Below are 18,034 nucleotides of genomic sequence, written 5' to 3'. Positions count from 1 at the left end.
GTTTCTCCCTAGCGAAAAATAGGTCTATTAAGAATTAGCTTAAAATAAAAAATCATGGCACAACAAGTTGAACTTGACCGTTATCAACATTGAATAATTGGTAGGAAATCGACAAATCATGTAAGTGTTTTTTTACTGAATCTTGGTCCAATGTGGTCAAAAAAACCTGACTTCCAAGTTGGCTTAATCGTTCAATTAAACGCTGTTGTGCAGTTAAATCTAATTCTGCTGTCACATCATCTAATAATACCACAGTTTCCTTATTACAAGCATGTAGCATGGCAATTTGTGATAGTTTTAATGCCATGATCAATAACTTTTTTTGCCCACGAGAAAGAACAACATCAGCATCTCCTGTTGGTGTTTTCAAACGTAGATCTGCACGGTGTGGTCCATATTCAGTATAACGCCGCTCCACATCTTTTTGATGATAATTGATCAGGTCATGTGCCAAACCATGCTCTACATGAAAGCCAGCACTATAGTCCATTTCAATACTCAAATTAGGCAATAAAACTTGCAGGTCTTGTGCCAAATAAACTTTCCATTGTTCCACAATTTCAAGACGCTGAGAGTGCAGGATCTCACCATATTCACTTAACATTTTATTCCAAGGTTCAAGCTCAGCTAAACTTAAATTACGCTTGGTTTTCAGCAAACTATTGCGTTGTTTCAGTGCACGTGAATAATACTGCCATGCATGGTAAAACTCAGGTTCCACGTGAAACATTAACCAGTCTAAAAGTTGACGCCGAGGTTTTGCTCCATGATCAATAATATCAGTACTCAGTGGGTCGATCAGTTGTAAAGGTAAGATCTTGGCTAACTGCCCTTGTGTTGCAACAGAGTCACCATTGACCTTGATAAGCTGTTCACCACTTTGTAATTTTTGCATGCCAATTTTTTCAGTTGTCGATTGAGCAAAAACCAAAGCATCTGTACTGTTATTTTGAATATAATGTTTGGGAATATGGGTACGAAAAGAACGCCCTGTTGCTAACAAATGGATCGCTTCTAAAATTGAAGTTTTACCTGAACCATTTTTGCCATAAAAAACATTAAACGGCTGCAACTCGTGGAGTGCAACCGTTTTTAGATTTCGAACACGTTGTATATTTAAGCGTGTAATATGCATGTGATGAAATGATCTAAGCTAAACTTAAACACGCATTGGCATAACAACATAAGTTTGATTGTTTTGGTTTGGATCTTGTACCAAAACTGACTGATTTGACTCAGACATCGTCATAGATACATCATCACCATCTAATACACCTAAAACATCTAAAATATATTGTGCATTAAATGACATTTCCATTGGTGTATTATTATATTGAATTGCTAAGTCTTCAATTGCTTCATCTTGCTCTGGATTATTTGCACGTAATTGTAAAGAATCTGCATTAAAATTCAGGAAAACTCCACGCAGCTTTTCATTACTTAAAATCGCAACACGTTGTAATGATTGTTTAAATACATCGTGAGTAATGAATACATTTTTATCACCACCACGTGGAATAACACGACGATAATCTGGGAATTTTCCATCAATTAACTTAGTGGTAAAACGTACAGTAATTTCACCCTGTTCTTTATCACGACTTGGTGCTTGAATCATGACATTCAATAACTCACGCCCAATCAACAACGTTAAATTATCATCTTCAATGCTTAACAAACGCTGCAACTCAGCTACAGCCTTACGCGGCACAATTGCCTGTACTAATTGAGTTGCATTTGACTCTGCTAATGTTTCACACAATGCTAAACGATGCCCGTCCGTAGTCACTGCACGTAACTGATTTTGGTCAATTTCCAACAAAGTACCTGTCAAATAAAAACGGACATCTTGCACAGCCATAGCAAATGCCGTTTTTTCAAATAAACGTTTTAATTCACGCTCAGTCACTTGAACATGTGTGCCTTGAGTATTTTCAGTCGTTAACAATGGATAATCTTCAGCAGGTAAAGTGCCTAACACAAAACGACTATTACCCGATTTCAAAATACAACGCTGATCTTCAGTAATCTGTAAATCAATCAATGCAGCAGCAGGTAAAGACTTACAAATATCAACTAATTTACGTGCGGGTACAGTTGTCTGCCCTGCTTGGATACAAGCACCCTCAGCAAGGGCTGTACTTGCGACCAATTCCACTTCCAAGTCCGATCCTGTAATAATCAAAGCTTGTTCTGTCGCTTGAATTTTAACGTTTGAAAGAATGTTTAATGTGTGGCGACGTTCGACAGCACCTACAACATTAGACAAAACATTGAGCAAACTTTCTTTCGCGATTTTCAAACGCACGGTGGAATTCCTCTAAATTTTACAACTGAAAAATGGGGGGTAAATATATTATTTGCCCTGTACTATGCGGTAGATTATACCGCATTGCAAGAGCAGAATTTGATCAAAAATTAGCTTTGAAGTAAACGCATTAAATTTTTATAATCCTCATTAAAAATAGGATCTTCATTGCATAAACTTTGTACTTTTTCACAAGCATGCATCACTGTACTATGATCACGCCCACCAAAAGCCATGCCAATTTCAGGAAAACTATCCCCTGTTAATTCACGCGCCAAACCCATTGCAAGTTGACGTGGACGTGCATAAATACGAGTTCGCTTAGGTCCAACTAATTCTTTAAGAGGAATACGGAAATATTCACTCACAACACGCTGAATATTTTCAGTGCTAATTGTACGTGCTCGAATCGCTAAGACATCTTTTAATGATTCACGAACAATATCCAGATCAATAGTAGCCCCTTTAAAACGTGAAATAGCGACTACTTTGTTCAATGCACCTTCTAACTCACGCACATTGGCAACGACTTGTTGAGCAATAAACAATGCGCAGTTGCGAGGCAAATCAACACCATTGCTTTCGGCTTTTTTCAACAAAATTTCAATTCGTGTTTCGATATCAGGTGGCTCAACTCCAACAGATAAACCCCACGAAAAACGTGAAACCAATCGTGGATCAAGCTCGGTTAACTCTTTTGGATAACGATCTGACGTTAAAATAATTTGTTTAGACTCATCCAATAAAGCATTAAACGTATAGAAAAATTCAACTAAACTCGCTTCTTTACCAGCCAATAAATGAATATCATCGACCAATAACAAATCTAATGAACGGCAATTTTTTTTAAATTCTTCAACTTTGCCTTTTTGCAAAGAACTAACAAAATCTTGAACAAAACTTTCAGCAGTCATATACATCACACGTGCATTTGGTTTTGCTTGCAATAATGCATTTCCAACTGCTTGCATCAAATGGGTTTTACCTAAACCCGTTGGTCCATATAAAAATAATGGATTGTGCTGAGATTCACCCAGTTGAGTTAAAACTTTACGACATGTTTCTGCCGCCATTTGGTTAGAGCGACCTTCAACAAACAAAGCAAATGTAAATAACGGATTTAGAACTTTCTTCTTAAAATTTTTATTACCAACAACTTCGGCTTCTTTTTCTTTTTTCACTTTAGTGTTAACAACAGGAGTCGTCTCTAAAGCTGCTGTCGTTGTCGCTGGTTGTTCTGCCGCAGAAAGAATAGCACCTGGTCTAGAATCAACTAAAATTTCAACTTTACAAACACGCCCTTCTGACAATTGCTCTGCCAAAATAGTAATGAGTTCCAAATGATGCTCTTGAATATAACGCGTCCAATAGGGATTAGGCGCATAAAGTCTTAAGGTATCATTTGTCTCATCTGCAACCAAAGGACGAATCCACATGGCAAAGACATTATCAGAGAGCTCTTGTCGCAAGCGAGTTAAGCAGTCTGTCCAAAGCATGTGAAACTCCTTCCATTCAAAGTTTAAAAAAGATAACCCATAACGATGGGGGTCGCCATTCTAACCAAGTTATCCACATCTGTCATGATTAATTCACAGTGAATTGTATAAAAAAACCACTTTCCACCAATAAAAATTAAATTTAAATCCACTGTGGATAAGTTCTAACATAAGCTGTGGATAAAATACAACTAAAACTTATCCACAATTTATCAACAAGAAATATCCAAAGTTATACACAGTATAAATATATAATTAATAAAAATAAAAATTACTTTTCCTCAGAAAAAAGCAGTACTAATAATAATAAATTTAAATTTATAAATTTGAATTTATTAATAAGCCCAAAGAAATTTGTGGATAAGTCATTATTTTAAATTTAAATTCAAAAAATAGAGATACAATTGTGAATAAATCAATAAACTATGGGTAAACCTGTTGATAAGTTTGTGGGTATTCTTATGGATAACTTAATTATGTTAAAAATCAATAACTTATTCTTTGATTAACCATGTTTTATTTGTAAATATCATTTTTAACAAAAACAATAAAAAAATTAAATATGTAAAAAAAGAGTAACAACTTCGTATATTCATTGACAGCATAAACAATGCACAATACAATCGCGAACCTTTAGAGAAAGATCAACATTGGAGTTTCAACATGAAACGTACATTCCAACCATCTGAATTAAAGCGCAAACGCGTTCATGGTTTCCGTGCTCGTATGGCTACTAAAGCTGGTCGTCAAGTATTAGCTCGTCGTCGTGCAAAAGGTCGTCATAGCTTAACTGTTTAATTTATTAAATAGTTAAGTTATACGATTTGGGTGTTATGTCACTTTATAGTTTCAGTCCAGAGGTAAGAATCCGCTGTGCTGCAGATTACAAAGGTGTATTTGATGGTGCGCTTTTTAAAGTGCATCAACCCCATTTCTTATTTTTAGCAAAAATTACCGAACAGCCTAAAAGCCGTTTGGGTATAGTTGTTGCTAAGAAAAAAGTTCGCCGTGCACATGAAAGAAATCGAATAAAACGTTTGGCGCGTGAAAGTTTTCGCCTCAATCAGCAAAATATTGAATTATTAGATATTGTCGTCATGCCTAAAATGGGGATAGACACAATTTCCAATGCTGAACTGCATGAGCAGTTAAAATTTGCATGGCAGAAATTGCAACGCCTTGTTAAAAAGCACCATAAAACAGCAATTTCCTCTCCTCAAAAATAGAGAAAGCCAATGGTTCGTATATTGCATTGGTTGATTCGTTTCTATCAAGTTGCGATTAGTCCCCTCATTGGACCTCGTTGTCGTTATATTCCAACTTGTTCTCAGTATTCCTTAGAAGCAATCCATAGCTATGGCGCCTTTAAGGGTAGTTGGTTCGCTGCAAAGCGTATTTGCCGATGCCATCCATGGGGAGGATTTGGTTATGATCCTGTGCCTAAAAAAGCAATTCGTTTTATTTCATTTCAGCAAATAGATTCTCAAACGTTTCATGTTGCTGTACCCTTGCGTGAACGTTTTTCGAACCAACATCACTCTAACCACTTGGGGTAATAGATATGCAACAATGGGCCAGGTTTGCAATTCTCGGGGCCATGTTTGTCGTCGCATATTTGCTCATTTTGGCGTGGCAAAAAGATTATGGTCATGTAGAACCTACGAAAGCGCAGCCTGCTGCGGTCGTAGCGCATGATGTTTCTGCCGACTTACCAAATGGTCAAACGACTGCGGCTTCTAGCGATGTTCCGCAAGCAAATATTGCTGCTGCACAACAACCAAATACTGCACCCGCAACAGCAAATCAACAACTGATTTCAGTACAAACTGACCTTTACCATGTTTGGATTAGTCCAAAAGGTGGTGATATTGTGCGTATTGAATTGCTCAACCATGACAAAAGTAAAAACAGTGATGAACCTTTTGTTATGCTTGAAAGTGATGCTAAGCGTACCTATGTCGCTCAATCAGGCTTAATTGGTTTAAATGGACCAGACAGTAGTCGTGCAGGACGTCCAAATTATGAGTTTGAAAAAGCGGCATATACCGTAGCAGACTCAAAAGATGTTAAAGATAAAGATGGTAAAGTTGTTAAAACTTTAACTGTGCCAATGGTTTTTAAAACAGCTGATGGCGTGGAAATCATTAAAAGCTTTAACTTTAAACAAGGTGCTTATCCAATTGAAGTCAGCTATCAGGTGGTGAACCGTAGCGCGCAAAATTGGCAGGGTCAAATGTTTGGGCAGCTCAAACGTGATAACTCTGAAGATCCAGGCAAATCTGATCAAGGGATCTTTACTTTAGGGACATTCTTAGGCGGTGCCTGGGGTACACCTGATGAGCATTATAATAAATTAAAATTTGCCAATTTCTCTGAAGAAAAATTGGATACCCAAGCGAAAGGTGGTTGGGTTGCAGTTGTTCAACATTATTTTGTGAGTGCTTGGATTCCTGGTCATTTTGGTGGTCAAGAATACACAGCAAAATTGGAGTCACGTAAATCTTCTGATGGTATGAATATCATTGGTTTTACTTCTCCAACAATTAATGTTCCTGCTGGCAAAGCCATGAGCATTGATGCAACATTCTATGCGGGTCCTAAAATTCAATCTGAATTGAAAGACTTAGCTGTTGGCTTAAACCAAACTGTAGATTATGGTTGGTTATGGCCAATTGCCAAATTATTGTTTATGGGCTTGCAAATGTTCCATAACGTAGTGGGCAACTGGGGTTGGTCAATTATTCTATTGACTGTCTTGGTGAAACTGATTCTTTGGCCATTATCGTCTAAGAGCTATCGCTCAATGGCGAAAATGCGTGTGATTGCACCTGAAATGCAACGCATGAAAGAAGAGTTTGGTGAAGACCGTATGCGTTTCTCACAAGAAATGATGGCACTTTACAAACGCGAACAAGTGAATCCACTTTCTGGTTGTTTACCGCTATTGCTACAAATGCCGATTTTCTTAGCATTGTACTGGGTACTCATGGAGTCTGTAGAACTTCGTCATGCACCTTGGATGCTTTGGATTCAGGATTTGTCAGCGATGGATCCTTGGTTCATCTTGCCGTTGTTGATGGGTGTAACCATGTTTGTTCAACAAAGTTTGAACCCACAACCTGCTGATCCAATGCAAGCCAAAGTTTTCAAAATCATGCCAATCATGTTTACAGTATTTATGCTGTTCTTCCCTGCTGGCTTGGTTTTATACTGGATTGTGAACAACTCGATCACAATTTTACAGCAATGGTTTATCAACAAATCTGTTGAAAAAGCAAAACTGACCAAAGATGTTGCCTAAGTGAGTTAATCACACAGCAATAGCTGAAAAAATCCGCTTGAGATGTTAATCTTAGGCGGATTTTTTTATTGTCAAAATTTGAGTGATCTAGATGAGTAACCCTATCAGCCAAACCACAATTGCAGCCATTGCGACGCCACCAGGGCGTGGTGGTGTAGGTGTGATTCGTCTATCTGGACCGAAAGCTTATGCCATTGCAGAGGCATTCACTCAAAAAAGCTTGCCTAAAGCCCGTTTTGCAGGTTTTCGTCAGTTTTTAGATGAACGCAATGAAGTGATGGATGAAGGTTTGGTGATTTGTTTCCCAAATCCAAATTCATTTACGGGCGAAGATGTGGTGGAATTACAAGGGCATGGTGGACCTGTGATTCAAAATGCTTTATTGGCACGTTTACTTGAACTGGGTGCGACTGCGGCAAAAGCAGGTGAATTTTCCATGCGTGCTTTTGAAAATGGTAAAATGGATCTAGTGCAGGCTGAAGCGATTGCCGATTTAATTGATGCCACTTCACAGGCGGCTGCGCGCTCTGCGGTACGTTCCTTACAAGGTGCATTTTCCAATAAAGTAAATACCGTTTTACAAAAACTGATTCATTTACGTTTACATGTTGAAGCAGCCATTGATTTTCCTGAAGAAGAAATCGACTTTCTAGCCGATGGTAAAATTCTGAGTTTATTGGAAGATGTGCAATCTTCGGTGGCTGCGGTACAGCAATCTGCGCGTCAAGGTCAATTACTGCGCGAAGGCTTACAAGTGGTGATTGCGGGTAAACCCAATGCAGGTAAATCTTCATTACTCAATGCTTTGGCAGGCAATGATCGTGCCATTGTGACGGATATTGCAGGAACAACCCGTGATGTTTTACATGAAAAAATCACCTTAAATGGTTTACCGATTACCTTAACTGATACCGCAGGTTTACGTGAAACAGGCGATGTGGTTGAGCGTGAAGGTATTCGTCGTGCGATTCAGGAAATTGAACAAGCCGATTTATTATTGCTGGTTTATGATTTAAGTCAGGGCGAACATCCATTGACTTTGGCGCAGGAATATTTTGCCGATCATTTGGAACCGAAGCGCTTGATGCTGATCGGTAACAAATGTGATTTAACTGCACAACCACCTGAATTAAGCGATTTTGACGGTTTTCGACATATTACCGTCTCTGCTAAACAGGAAATGGGCGTACAGGCGCTCATAGAGGCGATTACAGCGCATGCAGGCTTCCACCCAGAAGAAGATACCTTTATTGCCAGAACGCGTCATTTAGACGCAATGAAGCGTACACAAAGCTATCTGGCAGAAGCACATGAGCAGCTTGTGGTTTATCATGCGGGAGAATTGGTCGCAGAGTCATTGCGTTTGGCACAAAATGCTTTGGGTGAGATTACAGGTGACTTTAGTGCCGATGATCTGCTTGGGGTGATCTTTGGATCGTTCTGTATTGGAAAATAACAACCCAATTCACTGAATAAAGCTGACCAAATGTCAGCTTTTTTTATCAATTTTTATTATTGCGTAACTTTGATTTACAGGGCAAAACATCCTCTTTAAGCTAAAGATCGACATTGAACAAAGGTACTTTTGCATGAAAAAATCTCCTTTATTGCTTTCTGTTATTTTACTTGGTTTAACAGCCAATGTCTGGGCAGGTAAAGATGATCATGTCATCATTCAAGAAGCGGCAAAGAATCAGTTGACTGTTGGACAAGCACTCAAAGCCAAGGATGAAACAGCAGTAACGCTGACAGGTAAAATTGTACGTAAAACCAAAGCGGAGCACTATGAGCTAAAAGATCATACAGGCACCATTAATATTGAAGTGGATGATGATCTTGTCAATGCTGCAAAATTAAAGGCAGGAACACAGGTCAAAGTGATTGGTGAAGTAGATACACACCGTTATAAACCAACAGATATTGATGTGGTAAAGGTTGAAATTTTACCTTAAATTTTTGGTATAAGAATATGTAGGGATGGCGCAATGAATGATCCCTACATTCTCATTTTATTTGTGAATTGTGCTTTGAATTGTTTTAATTTTTAAATGATGAATCAATAAATACAGACACAGTAAACCCATTCCTGCACAAAAGCCCAATACGCCTGTCATTAAGCCGAAATGATCTGACAAATAGCCTGCACCAATGATCGGGACGATGGTGCCAAAGTAGGCAATAAATAAATACGTGGAGACTACTGCTGCGCGATTATCTACGTTGGTCATGTGATGAATCAGAGCAAAAGCACCAAGTAGACCTAAGCCATGTCCCATTCCTACACAAATCACACTCAAAAAGAATAAAAAACTCAAGTGCATGGTCATACAAATCGTAAGAATCAGATAACTGATTAATAACAAGATTAGACCAGCATTTAATGCTTTATGCATATTGAGCGATTTCGCCATAAACTGGGCACAGGCTGAAACCAATAAAATACTGGCAATGGTCGCACCACTGACCAAAGGACCATGCCAAGGAATCACATCTTTAATAAATGAGGGTGCAAGTGAAGCGAATAAACTGAATGAACCAAAGGCGCAAAAAGCAGTAAAACTGGCAAGATAAAACAGCGTTTTAAAATGTATTTCAGGCAGTTCCAAATGTGGTGCAACCGAAAAAGCCTGTTTTTCAAATTGCATGGTTTTGATGCTAAATAAACTGAAAAAACTGATCGCAGCCGCGACAATCACGGGAAGATAAGGCGTAACCAAGGGCACATCTGAAACTTGTGCAATTGCGCCACCGATCAGAGGACCAAAACCAAAACCCAATACTGTGATGATGGAGCTGAGCTGTGCAGCACTTTGTTTATGTGTGTCTGGAATGGTGTAAATTAGCCCAAGCATTGCCGAGGTACTGATTAGACCTGAGGCAATTCCAATAATAAAGCGTCCAAATCCTAAAAAATAAGCATTGCTTGCAAAGACAGAAAGTCCCAAGCCAACGATAGCAAAGGCTAAACCTGCTTGCAGGGTACGAATAAATCCAAAACTATTACTGCTGCGTCCTAAAAACAATAAAGTCGTCAAACAACCAAACATATACGCCACAAAAATATAGGTAATATGGCTTGGAAGCAGATGCCAAAGTTGTTGATAAATCGGGTATAAGGGACTTGCTAACGCGGTTCCAATTGTTCCGATACACAGGGCTAGGCTCACCATTAAAAATGGGCGCCATGATTGCTGATTCATGTATTGAGCACTTAATTTGTAAAAAACTTGCAGATAAAAAAAGCCAAGCTCGAGGAAATTGAGTTTGGCAGGAGGAGTCTGATCGAATATCAGATTAAAACTTAATCAGTAACAGGTCAATGTGTTTTTGAGCAGTTGGTCAAATTATCCATAGCGTTTTAACAATTGCATAAAAATCTCAAGCTCTGCTTCATCCACAGCCTGATGATCTGAAATAACATGTTCTCTTAAATGTGTTTCGATCAGTTCATTCATCAAACCATTTACCGCACCTTTAATGGCAGCAACCTGTTGTAAAACTTCAATACAGGGTTTGTCCTGTTGAGTTAAAGATTCTTCCACAGCATTGATCTGCCCTTTGAGACGCTTGACCCGATTTAAAACCTTTTGATCCTGATGTAAATGTCCCATCTATTGATTCCAAAAAAATATACTCCCTTATAGTATATTTTAAAATTCGAGAATATACTCTAGGGGAGTATATTGGATTCAATTCACATGCAATTTAAAACCATTCAACGGCAGCATTCTCATCAATTTGATCAAGGTAATCCTTTAGCACAAAAGAAAATCTTATTTGCCACGATTTTGACAGGGCTGATGATGATTTTTGAGATTGCAGGCGGTTGGATTTTTAATTCAATGGCTTTACTAGCCGATGGCTGGCATATGAGTTCCCATATGTTAGCGCTGGGCTTGGCGTACATGGCGTATCGTGCAGCACGGCATTATGCACAAGATGCCCGTTTTAGTTTTGGGACTTGGAAAATAGAGATTCTTGCAGGGTATAGCAGTGCAATTTTGTTGATGGTCGTGGCTTTATTTATGGCTTTTCAATCGGTTGAGCGTTTATTTAATCCTGTACAGATTCATTATAATGAAGCAATTGTTATTGCGGTTTTAGGTCTGCTGATTAACCTGATTTGTGCGTGGTTATTGCATGATGACCATCACCATCACCATCACCATCACCATCACCATCACCATCACCATCATTCACATGAACATGGCGACCATCACGAGCATGATTTAAACCAAAAAGCGGCATTTTTACATGTGGTTGCAGATGCCTTAACCTCTGTTTTAGCCATCATTGCTTTATTTGCAGGAAAATATTTTGGTTGGGATTTTCTGGATGCTTTATTGGGAATTGTCGGTGCAATTCTGGTGGGTAAATGGTCATTTGGACTGATCAAAGAAACTGGGAAAACCTTATTGGATGCTGAAATGGATCATCCTGTAGTCGATGAAGTCCGTGAAGTGATTTCAGATTTAAAACTGGATATTCAGATTACAGATCTGCATGTCTGGAAAGTGGGTAAAGGCAAGTTTTCGGTAATTTTAGCGTTACAAACACCGCTTCAGGATTTAACCGCAGATCGTATTCGTCAGGCATTATCAATCCATGCGGAATTGGTACATATTTCTGTGGAAATTAATCGTCCTGCAATGTTTAACTTTGTTCCACGTGGAACGCATTGAAACAACAGTTCTTCAACATCTCATTGGACGGATTATGCTTTAATATTTTGATTATTTAAATTTCTAAGATATTTATTCAATATGTTAAAGCAATTGATCGCATTGAGTTTAAGTTTCGCTGTTTGTGGCAGCAGTTTTGCCAATGTTGACAGTGTCAAAGCCAAACTGTCGCAACAGTATCCCAAGGTTAAAATTGAAAATTTACAAGCCACTGAAATGCAAGGTTTGTATAGTGGAAGTCTCGATGGTCAGGTGGTTTACGTCAATGAAGATATACAACATCTGTTTATTGGTTCAATGATTCGGCTACAAGACCAAAAGAACTTAACCAAAGATTTGGTGACGAAACAAAATACTGTCGACTTTAATCAGCTACCTTTTAATGATGCAATTAAGACCGTCAGGGGGAATGGTAAGCGTCAGCTCGCCATCTTTTCTGACCCAAATTGCCCATATTGTAAGAGTCTTGAAGGCAATTTAGCTCAACTGGATAATGTCACGATTTATACCTTTATTTATCCCATAAAAAGACAGTCTATGATTCCATCCAAACAAGTATGGTGCTCAGACAACAAGGCATTTGCTTGGGGGAATTTATTACAAAAAGGTATTATGCCTATAGCAAAGTCTACTTGTGATAATCCAATTGAACGTAATCTGGCTTTGGGGCAAAAATTAGGTTTACACGGCACACCTGCTATTATTTTCTCCAATGGAAAGGTGGTATTAGGTGCCTACCCTGCTGAGCAAATAGAAAAAATATGGAAATCCATGGGACAGTAAATTGATTTAAAATCATTTTAAATGCAGTGAAAAAGCGCCGAATTTCGGTGCTTTTTGATGAAAATTAAACCGTTTTATGGATGCTTTAAAAAGCATCTTAAGTTCTTTTTGCAATCATATTATAGATAAATAATACGACAATTGCCCCAATGACTGACGCAATAAAGCCTGCTGATGCACCTTTAGGATATAAGCCTAATAACTGACCACCATATGTTGCGACTAAAGAACCGACGATCCCTAGTGCAGTAGTAACAAGAAAGCCTGCTTTGTCATTTCCTGGATGAATTGCTCGTGCAATTAGACCTGCAAAAAAACCAATAATGATTGCGCCAATTAATGCCATCATCATCTTTCTCCTTGTTTTAATCTTATCTAAGTAAAGGAATTCGATCTATTTAATAGTTGAATATTTTGATGAAAAATAAAAGATTTACTCTGCTACAAGTTGTTGTGTTTTTGTGCATTTTAAAATTTTTTTATTGGTTTCTAAGAGAAATTAAAAAGCGACCGAAGTCGCTTAAGTATTATTTGAGAAATTATATCAAGTCTGAATTACAGACCAATTTCACCAATAAAAGGCAGATGACGATATTTCTGGTCATAGTCCAAACCATAACCCACAATAAATTTATCTTCGACTTCAAAGCCTAAAAACTTCACATCGAGTTCAATTTCACGGCGTGAAGGCTTGCTGACCAAAGTACAAAGCTCAATAGAGTTGGGTTGGCGTGTGCTTAAAATTTCCAATACTTTGCTTAAGGTATTACCTGAGTCGATGATATCTTCAATGATGAGTACATCTTTGCCACGAATTTCACCATCAAGGTCTTTTAAAATTTTGACATCACGTGTTGAAGTTGTACCACCGCCATAACTCGACACAGTCATAAAGTCGAGTTCATGTTCTTTGTTGATTGTACGGCAAAGATCTGCCATGAAAATTACTGAACCACGCAATAAACCGATTAATACCAATTCTTTATCACTATTGGCATAATGCGCATTAATGTGCTGACCAAGTTCTTGAACTTTTGCTTGAATTTCTTCAGCAGAAATCATTACTTTCATTTCAACAGTCATGGGAAATACCTAAAACTAAAAAATATCAAATTCGCAAATTAAAAAAGGTGTTGACGAGCAACACCTATAAGATGCATCAATTTTAAAACATATCGACTGAAGATGCATCTTTTTTGCCAGTTGAAATGTAAACGCACTAAAGTTTAGTGTGCATCTTTTTTCAGTAAGAGCACACAGACCACAAAAACTGTTGCCATTAAAATCAGTTTTTTCTTGGATTTTTTCGGCTTTTGCTGTGGCGACTTAGCTTTGTTCATAAGCTTTATTTCCATAGATATAGGTGGCTTGAATATTGCGATCATCACCCATAGTAAATAAGGCAAATAACGCATCTTCAATATTTTTGGCACGTTGCTGACGTAACTGCTGTAGTGCTGTCGCTTTTAAGTTCAAAACTACAAAATCTGCTTCTTTGCCGACATTGAAGTTGCCTAATTTATCTTGCAAGTCTAAGGCTTTGGCACCACCCAAAGTTGCATGATAAAGCGACTCAAAAGCAGACAGTTTATCGCCCTGTAGTTGCTGTACTTTATAGGCTTCATTTAATGTTTGTAACTGACAGAATGATGTCCCTGCACCAATATCAGTTCCAAGTCCAACTTTGACTTGCTTTTCCCACGTTTTTTTCAATGGAAATAAGCCACTGCCAAGAAACAGGTTTGAAGTTGGGCAAAACGCTATGGCTGAATCTGTGTCATGCATACAATCCCATTCATGTTCTTCCAAATGCACACAATGGGCAAATACAGAGCGCTCCCCTGTTAAGCCATAGTGATGGTATACATCCAGATAGCCTTTTTGCTCAGGGAAGAGTTCATTGACCCATGCAATTTCATTTTTATTTTCACTTAGATGCGTATGTACATAGACATCAGGATGTTCAGCTTTGAGCTGCCCTGCCCGCTCTAATTGTTCAGGGGTTGAGGTCGGAGCAAAACGTGGGGTAATCGCATACAGGTTACGCCCTTTGCCGTGCCATTTTTCAATGAGGGCTTTGGAATCGCTATAAGCTGTTTCAGCGCTATCGGTGAGCTCTTCAGGTGCATGACGATCCATCATCACTTTACCTGCGATCAAGCGCATTTGGTGACGTTCAGCCGCTTCAAATAAAGCATCAACCGATTGTGGATGTACCGTACAAAAAACCAATGCCGTGGTCGTACCATTTTTCAGTAATTCATTGACAAAAAAATGGGCAATCTGATCTGCATAGTTTTTATCAGCAAATTGCATTTCAGTTGGGAAGGTATAGGTATTGAGCCATTCTAAAAGCTGTTCACCATAGGCGCCCACCATTTCGGTTTGTGGAAAATGAATATGCGTGTCAATAAAACCCGGAACAATCAGATGTTCAGGATAATGTTCAATCTGGGTATTGGGCGGAATCAGATGTTGACCTGTTTGCCAGTCACCAAACCAACTGATTTTTCCATTTAACGTAATGAGTAGACCATCTTCTACATATCGCACTTGGTCGTGTAGATCACGCGCTTGGGCAACTGTATTCTGAATATCGAGAAAGCGACCACGAATCGCTGTCGTTGTAACTACAGAAGACATATTTAACCTGCGTTTTTGAATTTTTTCAGTTGATTGTAGCCCATTTCAAAAAATGCTTCAGACTTTTGTGTGGGCTTAAAATGTAATCAATATTGGTCTCTTTATTTTTGGGCTTTATCTTTATGATCAGAATGCGTAAAGTGTGCGCAAATGATCAAATAAGAGATAAAAAGATTTATGTATTTTTGGAATACCAAAGCTTTGGCACATGAATTGTCAGAAGATACGCTTGAAAAACGCCATTATAAAAACTATTACTTAATTGCTGCTTTGGTGGTCAGTGTTGCTTATTACTATGGGATGTTATCGCCTTATTATGATGTACGTGTGATTGGTGTTGAAGCTGTATTAACTTTAATGATTATGTTTATAGGTATTCAACGAACCTATGTTGCCAATGGTGGTGACAATGGTGTGCATTTTATGAACCGAGTCACTGCACTTTCCTTCCCGATTTTGTTACAAACCACAGTCGCAGGTATTGTGTTTGGCTTAGTTTTACTGGGAATTTATCAATTTTTCCAACTTGAAAATACCACTTTTGACCTATGGTATGAATGGTGTGTCTCGGCATTTACCATATTTTTACAGATTTTATTTTTTACCCGTTTAAATAAATATATGAAACGAGTGGCAGAGCATACGATTTAAAATTAATAATAGATTTGAATAAAAAACCGATAGTTTGATATCGGTTTTAAAAAAATAAGGAAAAATAATGTCTCAAATAAAAATTTATGCTTTAAACGAAACAATAGAAGCACATCGAGAAAATTTAAGTAAAGCGATTCATCAAGCTTTAATCAAAGAGTTAAAATATCCTGAAGAAAAAAAGTTTCAGCGCTTTATTGGGCTAGAACCAGAAAATTTTATTTATCCTAAAGATCGTACAACATCATATGTAATTATTGAAATCTCAATGTTTGATGGACGAACTAAAGATACAAAGAAAGCATTCGTTAAGACTTTATTTAAGAATATAAATGATTTATGTAATATTGATCCCAATGATATTGAAATCACTATATTTGAAACACCTAAAGAAAATTGGGGAATTCGTGGAGAGAACGCTGATGAGTTGCAGTTGGATTATAAAGTAAATATTTGATTTTAATATACTAAATTTTATGTGAAAGCTTGAGGTTTATATAAATTGCAAGCTTTTTCTATATCGTCATCATTCCACAAAATAATGCGCTGCAAAATGTGCATCATTGCCAATGATATCAAACTCATCTTCACGGATCGACATACCTGCACAGGTATGCCCAACCATCCATAAACCTAAAGTGGGTAATTTTTTATCAAATAATGGTGTATTTACCCATTTCTGTGCGATGTAGCCATATTTATCATAATCATCAAAATAGAAACTTCCCGACGCTGCACCTTGGTCGACATTGTCCTGAACGACACGAATATTTGCGCCCTCGCGTGCCAAAATAGGTTTTTTAACCCATTTACCTTGAAGTTTTAAATCTTTGTTAAATGCATAAGATTCAAGTAATAAAGGATGATGAGGAAATTTTTTCCAAAGTTCCACCAAAATGGCTTTATTTGATAGCAACATTTTCCAACAAGGTTCAATCCAAGTGGTATTTGGTGTGACATATTGAGCAAAATTTTCTTCCCAAATCCATTCCCAAGGATAAAGTTTGAATAAATTTTCAATGTGTTGATTATTTAAATCGACGAGATTTTGCCCATCCCAACCAATATTTTCCATCGAGAGTTCTGAAACATTTAAACCTGCTTGGAAAGCTGTATCCATCAAGTATTCAAGATTCCCCCAATCTTCACGCCCTGCTTCTTGGCACGCTGCAAAATGCAGGTGTGAAGTGGCTGGAAAAATAGTTTTCCAACGTTTTATCAGATCTTCATGAATGCTATTGAATTGATCACGATTTGGAATATTTTCAACTTGTTCAAGCCAATGCCACTGCGCTACTGAAGCCTCAAGTAAACCTGTTGGTGTGTCGGCATTATATTCAAGCATTTTGATTTGGCGACCATCGTAAGCAAAGTCAAAACGCCCGTACAACATCGCTGTATTGTGACGCCAAGAATGTTCAATCAATGCAATCGCGTTTTGAGGAATTTGAAAATACTCAGGATAATTGCCCTTTTGAATCATTTCCGCCACAATTTGGATACACATTTGATGCAGTTCATTTGCTGCATCTTCAAGAGCTTCAATTTGTTTTAACGTGAATTCATACGCAACTCCTTCAGACCAATAAATTGAGCCATCTAAAGAAGGTAAATTATAATAATCAAAGCCAATATTTTCGTGTTCTTGTTGCCAATTTGGTCGTGGTGTAAATAATTTTCTTTTCATAATATGTTGTCATTAGCCCCCAAATGAGCCACCACCGCGACCAAAACCACCGCGTATGGGTTGAGATTTGGCAAATTTTTTGACGACTTTTGAAACCAAAGGCTGTCTTGAGCTTCTTTGTGAATATGCAGCAACGACACGTCCTTTATATTTTACTTCACGATTGTTGGCATAATATTGTGGACCAATATAACGTATATACAGCGCACCTGATTCATCGTGATTGAGCTCTTTGTCACATAGCTGATAATTCCAATCAAGCGTACAGTCATATTGATTATCATATACATCTTGTTTGAGCGTTTTGTTGTCGCTACAAGCACTTAATAATAAAGGAACAACCACTAAACTAATTTTTTTTGAACGCATGATTTGCCTTGCATTTTTCAATATTTTTATCTATTTGCTTTTTAACAGGATAAAAATTAAAACAGGTTTTTATGCGCTGTATAATATGGTGATGTATCTTGATTGTACAGTGAC

The 18,034-nt window shown here is 37.9% G+C and carries 20 protein-coding genes; 10 read left to right on the top strand and 10 right to left on the bottom strand.

Annotated features, from left to right (window positions below; genetic code table 11):
- Positions 1–52: 52 nt before the first annotated feature.
- The 3 genes from recF to dnaA form a co-directional block, all read right to left on the bottom strand.
- Positions 53–1,135, bottom strand: coding sequence for a DNA replication/repair protein RecF (recF, locus tag HX124_RS15565; protein WP_286383887.1), 1,083 nt, complete (start codon positions 1,133–1,135; stop codon positions 53–55).
- 24 nt (positions 1,136–1,159) lie between these two features.
- Entirely contained in the window at positions 1,160–2,308 is a 1,149-nt protein-coding gene (dnaN, locus tag HX124_RS15560; RefSeq protein ID WP_286378455.1) for a DNA polymerase III subunit beta, read from the bottom strand.
- Positions 2,309–2,418: 110 nt separating this feature from the next.
- Positions 2,419–3,804, bottom strand: coding sequence for a chromosomal replication initiator protein DnaA (gene dnaA, locus HX124_RS15555; protein ID WP_286383886.1), 1,386 nt, complete (start codon positions 3,802–3,804; stop codon positions 2,419–2,421).
- Between the two features lie 663 nt (positions 3,805–4,467).
- On the opposite strand from dnaA, the gene rpmH reads away from it, so the two are divergent.
- The 6 genes from rpmH (at position 4,468) to HX124_RS15525 (ending at position 9,057) form a co-directional block, all read left to right on the top strand.
- Positions 4,468–4,602 carry a 50S ribosomal protein L34 gene (gene rpmH, locus HX124_RS15550; RefSeq protein WP_000831329.1) on the top strand — a complete coding sequence of 45 codons (135 nt, stop codon included), beginning with the start codon at positions 4,468–4,470 and terminating at the stop codon, positions 4,600–4,602.
- A gap of 35 nt (positions 4,603–4,637) precedes the next feature.
- Complete coding sequence (gene rnpA, locus HX124_RS15545) at positions 4,638–5,030, top strand: ribonuclease P protein component (RefSeq protein WP_107009868.1); 393 nt, start codon at positions 4,638–4,640, stop codon at positions 5,028–5,030.
- A gap of 9 nt (positions 5,031–5,039) precedes the next feature.
- A complete protein-coding gene (gene yidD, locus HX124_RS15540; RefSeq protein WP_107009867.1) occupies positions 5,040–5,360 on the top strand; it encodes a membrane protein insertion efficiency factor YidD in 321 nt (106 codons plus the stop codon).
- A gap of 5 nt (positions 5,361–5,365) precedes the next feature.
- The gene (gene yidC, locus HX124_RS15535) at positions 5,366–7,105 is read left to right on the top strand and encodes a membrane protein insertase YidC (RefSeq protein ID WP_107009866.1); all 1,740 of its coding nucleotides are present in this window, start codon (positions 5,366–5,368) and stop codon (positions 7,103–7,105) included.
- Positions 7,106–7,196: 91 nt separating this feature from the next.
- Positions 7,197–8,561 (top strand): tRNA uridine-5-carboxymethylaminomethyl(34) synthesis GTPase MnmE, encoded by a 1,365-nt coding sequence (gene mnmE / locus HX124_RS15530; RefSeq protein WP_286383885.1) that lies wholly within the window; start codon positions 7,197–7,199, stop codon positions 8,559–8,561.
- 133 nt (positions 8,562–8,694) lie between these two features.
- A complete protein-coding gene (locus HX124_RS15525; protein WP_286383883.1) occupies positions 8,695–9,057 on the top strand; it encodes a NirD/YgiW/YdeI family stress tolerance protein in 363 nt (120 codons plus the stop codon).
- A gap of 57 nt (positions 9,058–9,114) precedes the next feature.
- On the opposite strand, the gene HX124_RS15520 is transcribed toward HX124_RS15525, so the two are convergent.
- Both HX124_RS15520 and HX124_RS15515 read right to left on the bottom strand, forming a co-directional pair.
- A complete protein-coding gene (locus tag HX124_RS15520; protein WP_286383882.1) occupies positions 9,115–10,305 on the bottom strand; it encodes an MFS transporter in 1,191 nt (396 codons plus the stop codon).
- 144 nt (positions 10,306–10,449) lie between these two features.
- Entirely contained in the window at positions 10,450–10,716 is a 267-nt protein-coding gene (locus tag HX124_RS15515) for a metal/formaldehyde-sensitive transcriptional repressor (protein ID WP_286378461.1), read from the bottom strand.
- Between the two features lie 87 nt (positions 10,717–10,803).
- Here HX124_RS15515 and dmeF point away from each other — a divergent pair, with 87 nt between their 5' ends.
- Complete coding sequence (dmeF, locus tag HX124_RS15510; protein WP_286383880.1) at positions 10,804–11,787, top strand: CDF family Co(II)/Ni(II) efflux transporter DmeF; 984 nt, start codon at positions 10,804–10,806, stop codon at positions 11,785–11,787.
- Positions 11,788–11,868: 81 nt separating this feature from the next.
- Positions 11,869–12,570, top strand: a complete 702-nt coding sequence (locus tag HX124_RS15505; protein ID WP_286383878.1) for a DsbC family protein — start codon at positions 11,869–11,871, stop codon at positions 12,568–12,570.
- Between the two features lie 97 nt (positions 12,571–12,667).
- On the opposite strand, the gene HX124_RS15500 is transcribed toward HX124_RS15505, so the two are convergent.
- The 3 genes from HX124_RS15500 to guaD form a co-directional block, all read right to left on the bottom strand.
- The gene (locus HX124_RS15500) at positions 12,668–12,919 is read right to left on the bottom strand and encodes a GlsB/YeaQ/YmgE family stress response membrane protein (protein ID WP_107009859.1); all 252 of its coding nucleotides are present in this window, start codon (positions 12,917–12,919) and stop codon (positions 12,668–12,670) included.
- 206 nt (positions 12,920–13,125) lie between these two features.
- A complete protein-coding gene (gene hpt / locus HX124_RS15495) occupies positions 13,126–13,653 on the bottom strand; it encodes a hypoxanthine phosphoribosyltransferase (protein WP_107009858.1) in 528 nt (175 codons plus the stop codon).
- A gap of 243 nt (positions 13,654–13,896) precedes the next feature.
- Positions 13,897–15,213, bottom strand: a complete 1,317-nt coding sequence (gene guaD, locus HX124_RS15490; RefSeq protein ID WP_286383876.1) for a guanine deaminase — start codon at positions 15,211–15,213, stop codon at positions 13,897–13,899.
- A gap of 177 nt (positions 15,214–15,390) precedes the next feature.
- Between guaD and HX124_RS15485 the strand changes: the two genes are divergently transcribed.
- The gene (locus tag HX124_RS15485; RefSeq protein ID WP_286383875.1) at positions 15,391–15,864 is read left to right on the top strand and encodes a hypothetical protein; all 474 of its coding nucleotides are present in this window, start codon (positions 15,391–15,393) and stop codon (positions 15,862–15,864) included.
- 67 nt (positions 15,865–15,931) lie between these two features.
- Entirely contained in the window at positions 15,932–16,321 is a 390-nt protein-coding gene (locus HX124_RS15480; RefSeq protein ID WP_286383874.1) for a tautomerase family protein, read from the top strand.
- A gap of 69 nt (positions 16,322–16,390) precedes the next feature.
- Here the strand turns inward: HX124_RS15480 and HX124_RS15475 are convergent, their stop codons facing one another.
- Positions 16,391–17,551, bottom strand: coding sequence for a glutathionylspermidine synthase family protein (locus HX124_RS15475; RefSeq protein WP_286383873.1), 1,161 nt, complete (start codon positions 17,549–17,551; stop codon positions 16,391–16,393).
- Positions 17,552–17,563: 12 nt separating this feature from the next.
- A complete protein-coding gene (locus HX124_RS15470) occupies positions 17,564–17,920 on the bottom strand; it encodes a hypothetical protein (RefSeq protein ID WP_286383872.1) in 357 nt (118 codons plus the stop codon).
- Between the last annotated feature and the right edge of the window lie 114 nt (positions 17,921–18,034).

The organism is Acinetobacter sp. 226-1 (genome assembly GCF_030329325.1).
In the GTDB taxonomy this organism is placed as follows: domain Bacteria; phylum Pseudomonadota; class Gammaproteobacteria; order Pseudomonadales; family Moraxellaceae; genus Acinetobacter; species Acinetobacter sichuanensis.
This window is presented reverse-complemented; position numbering and strand designations above follow the sequence as displayed.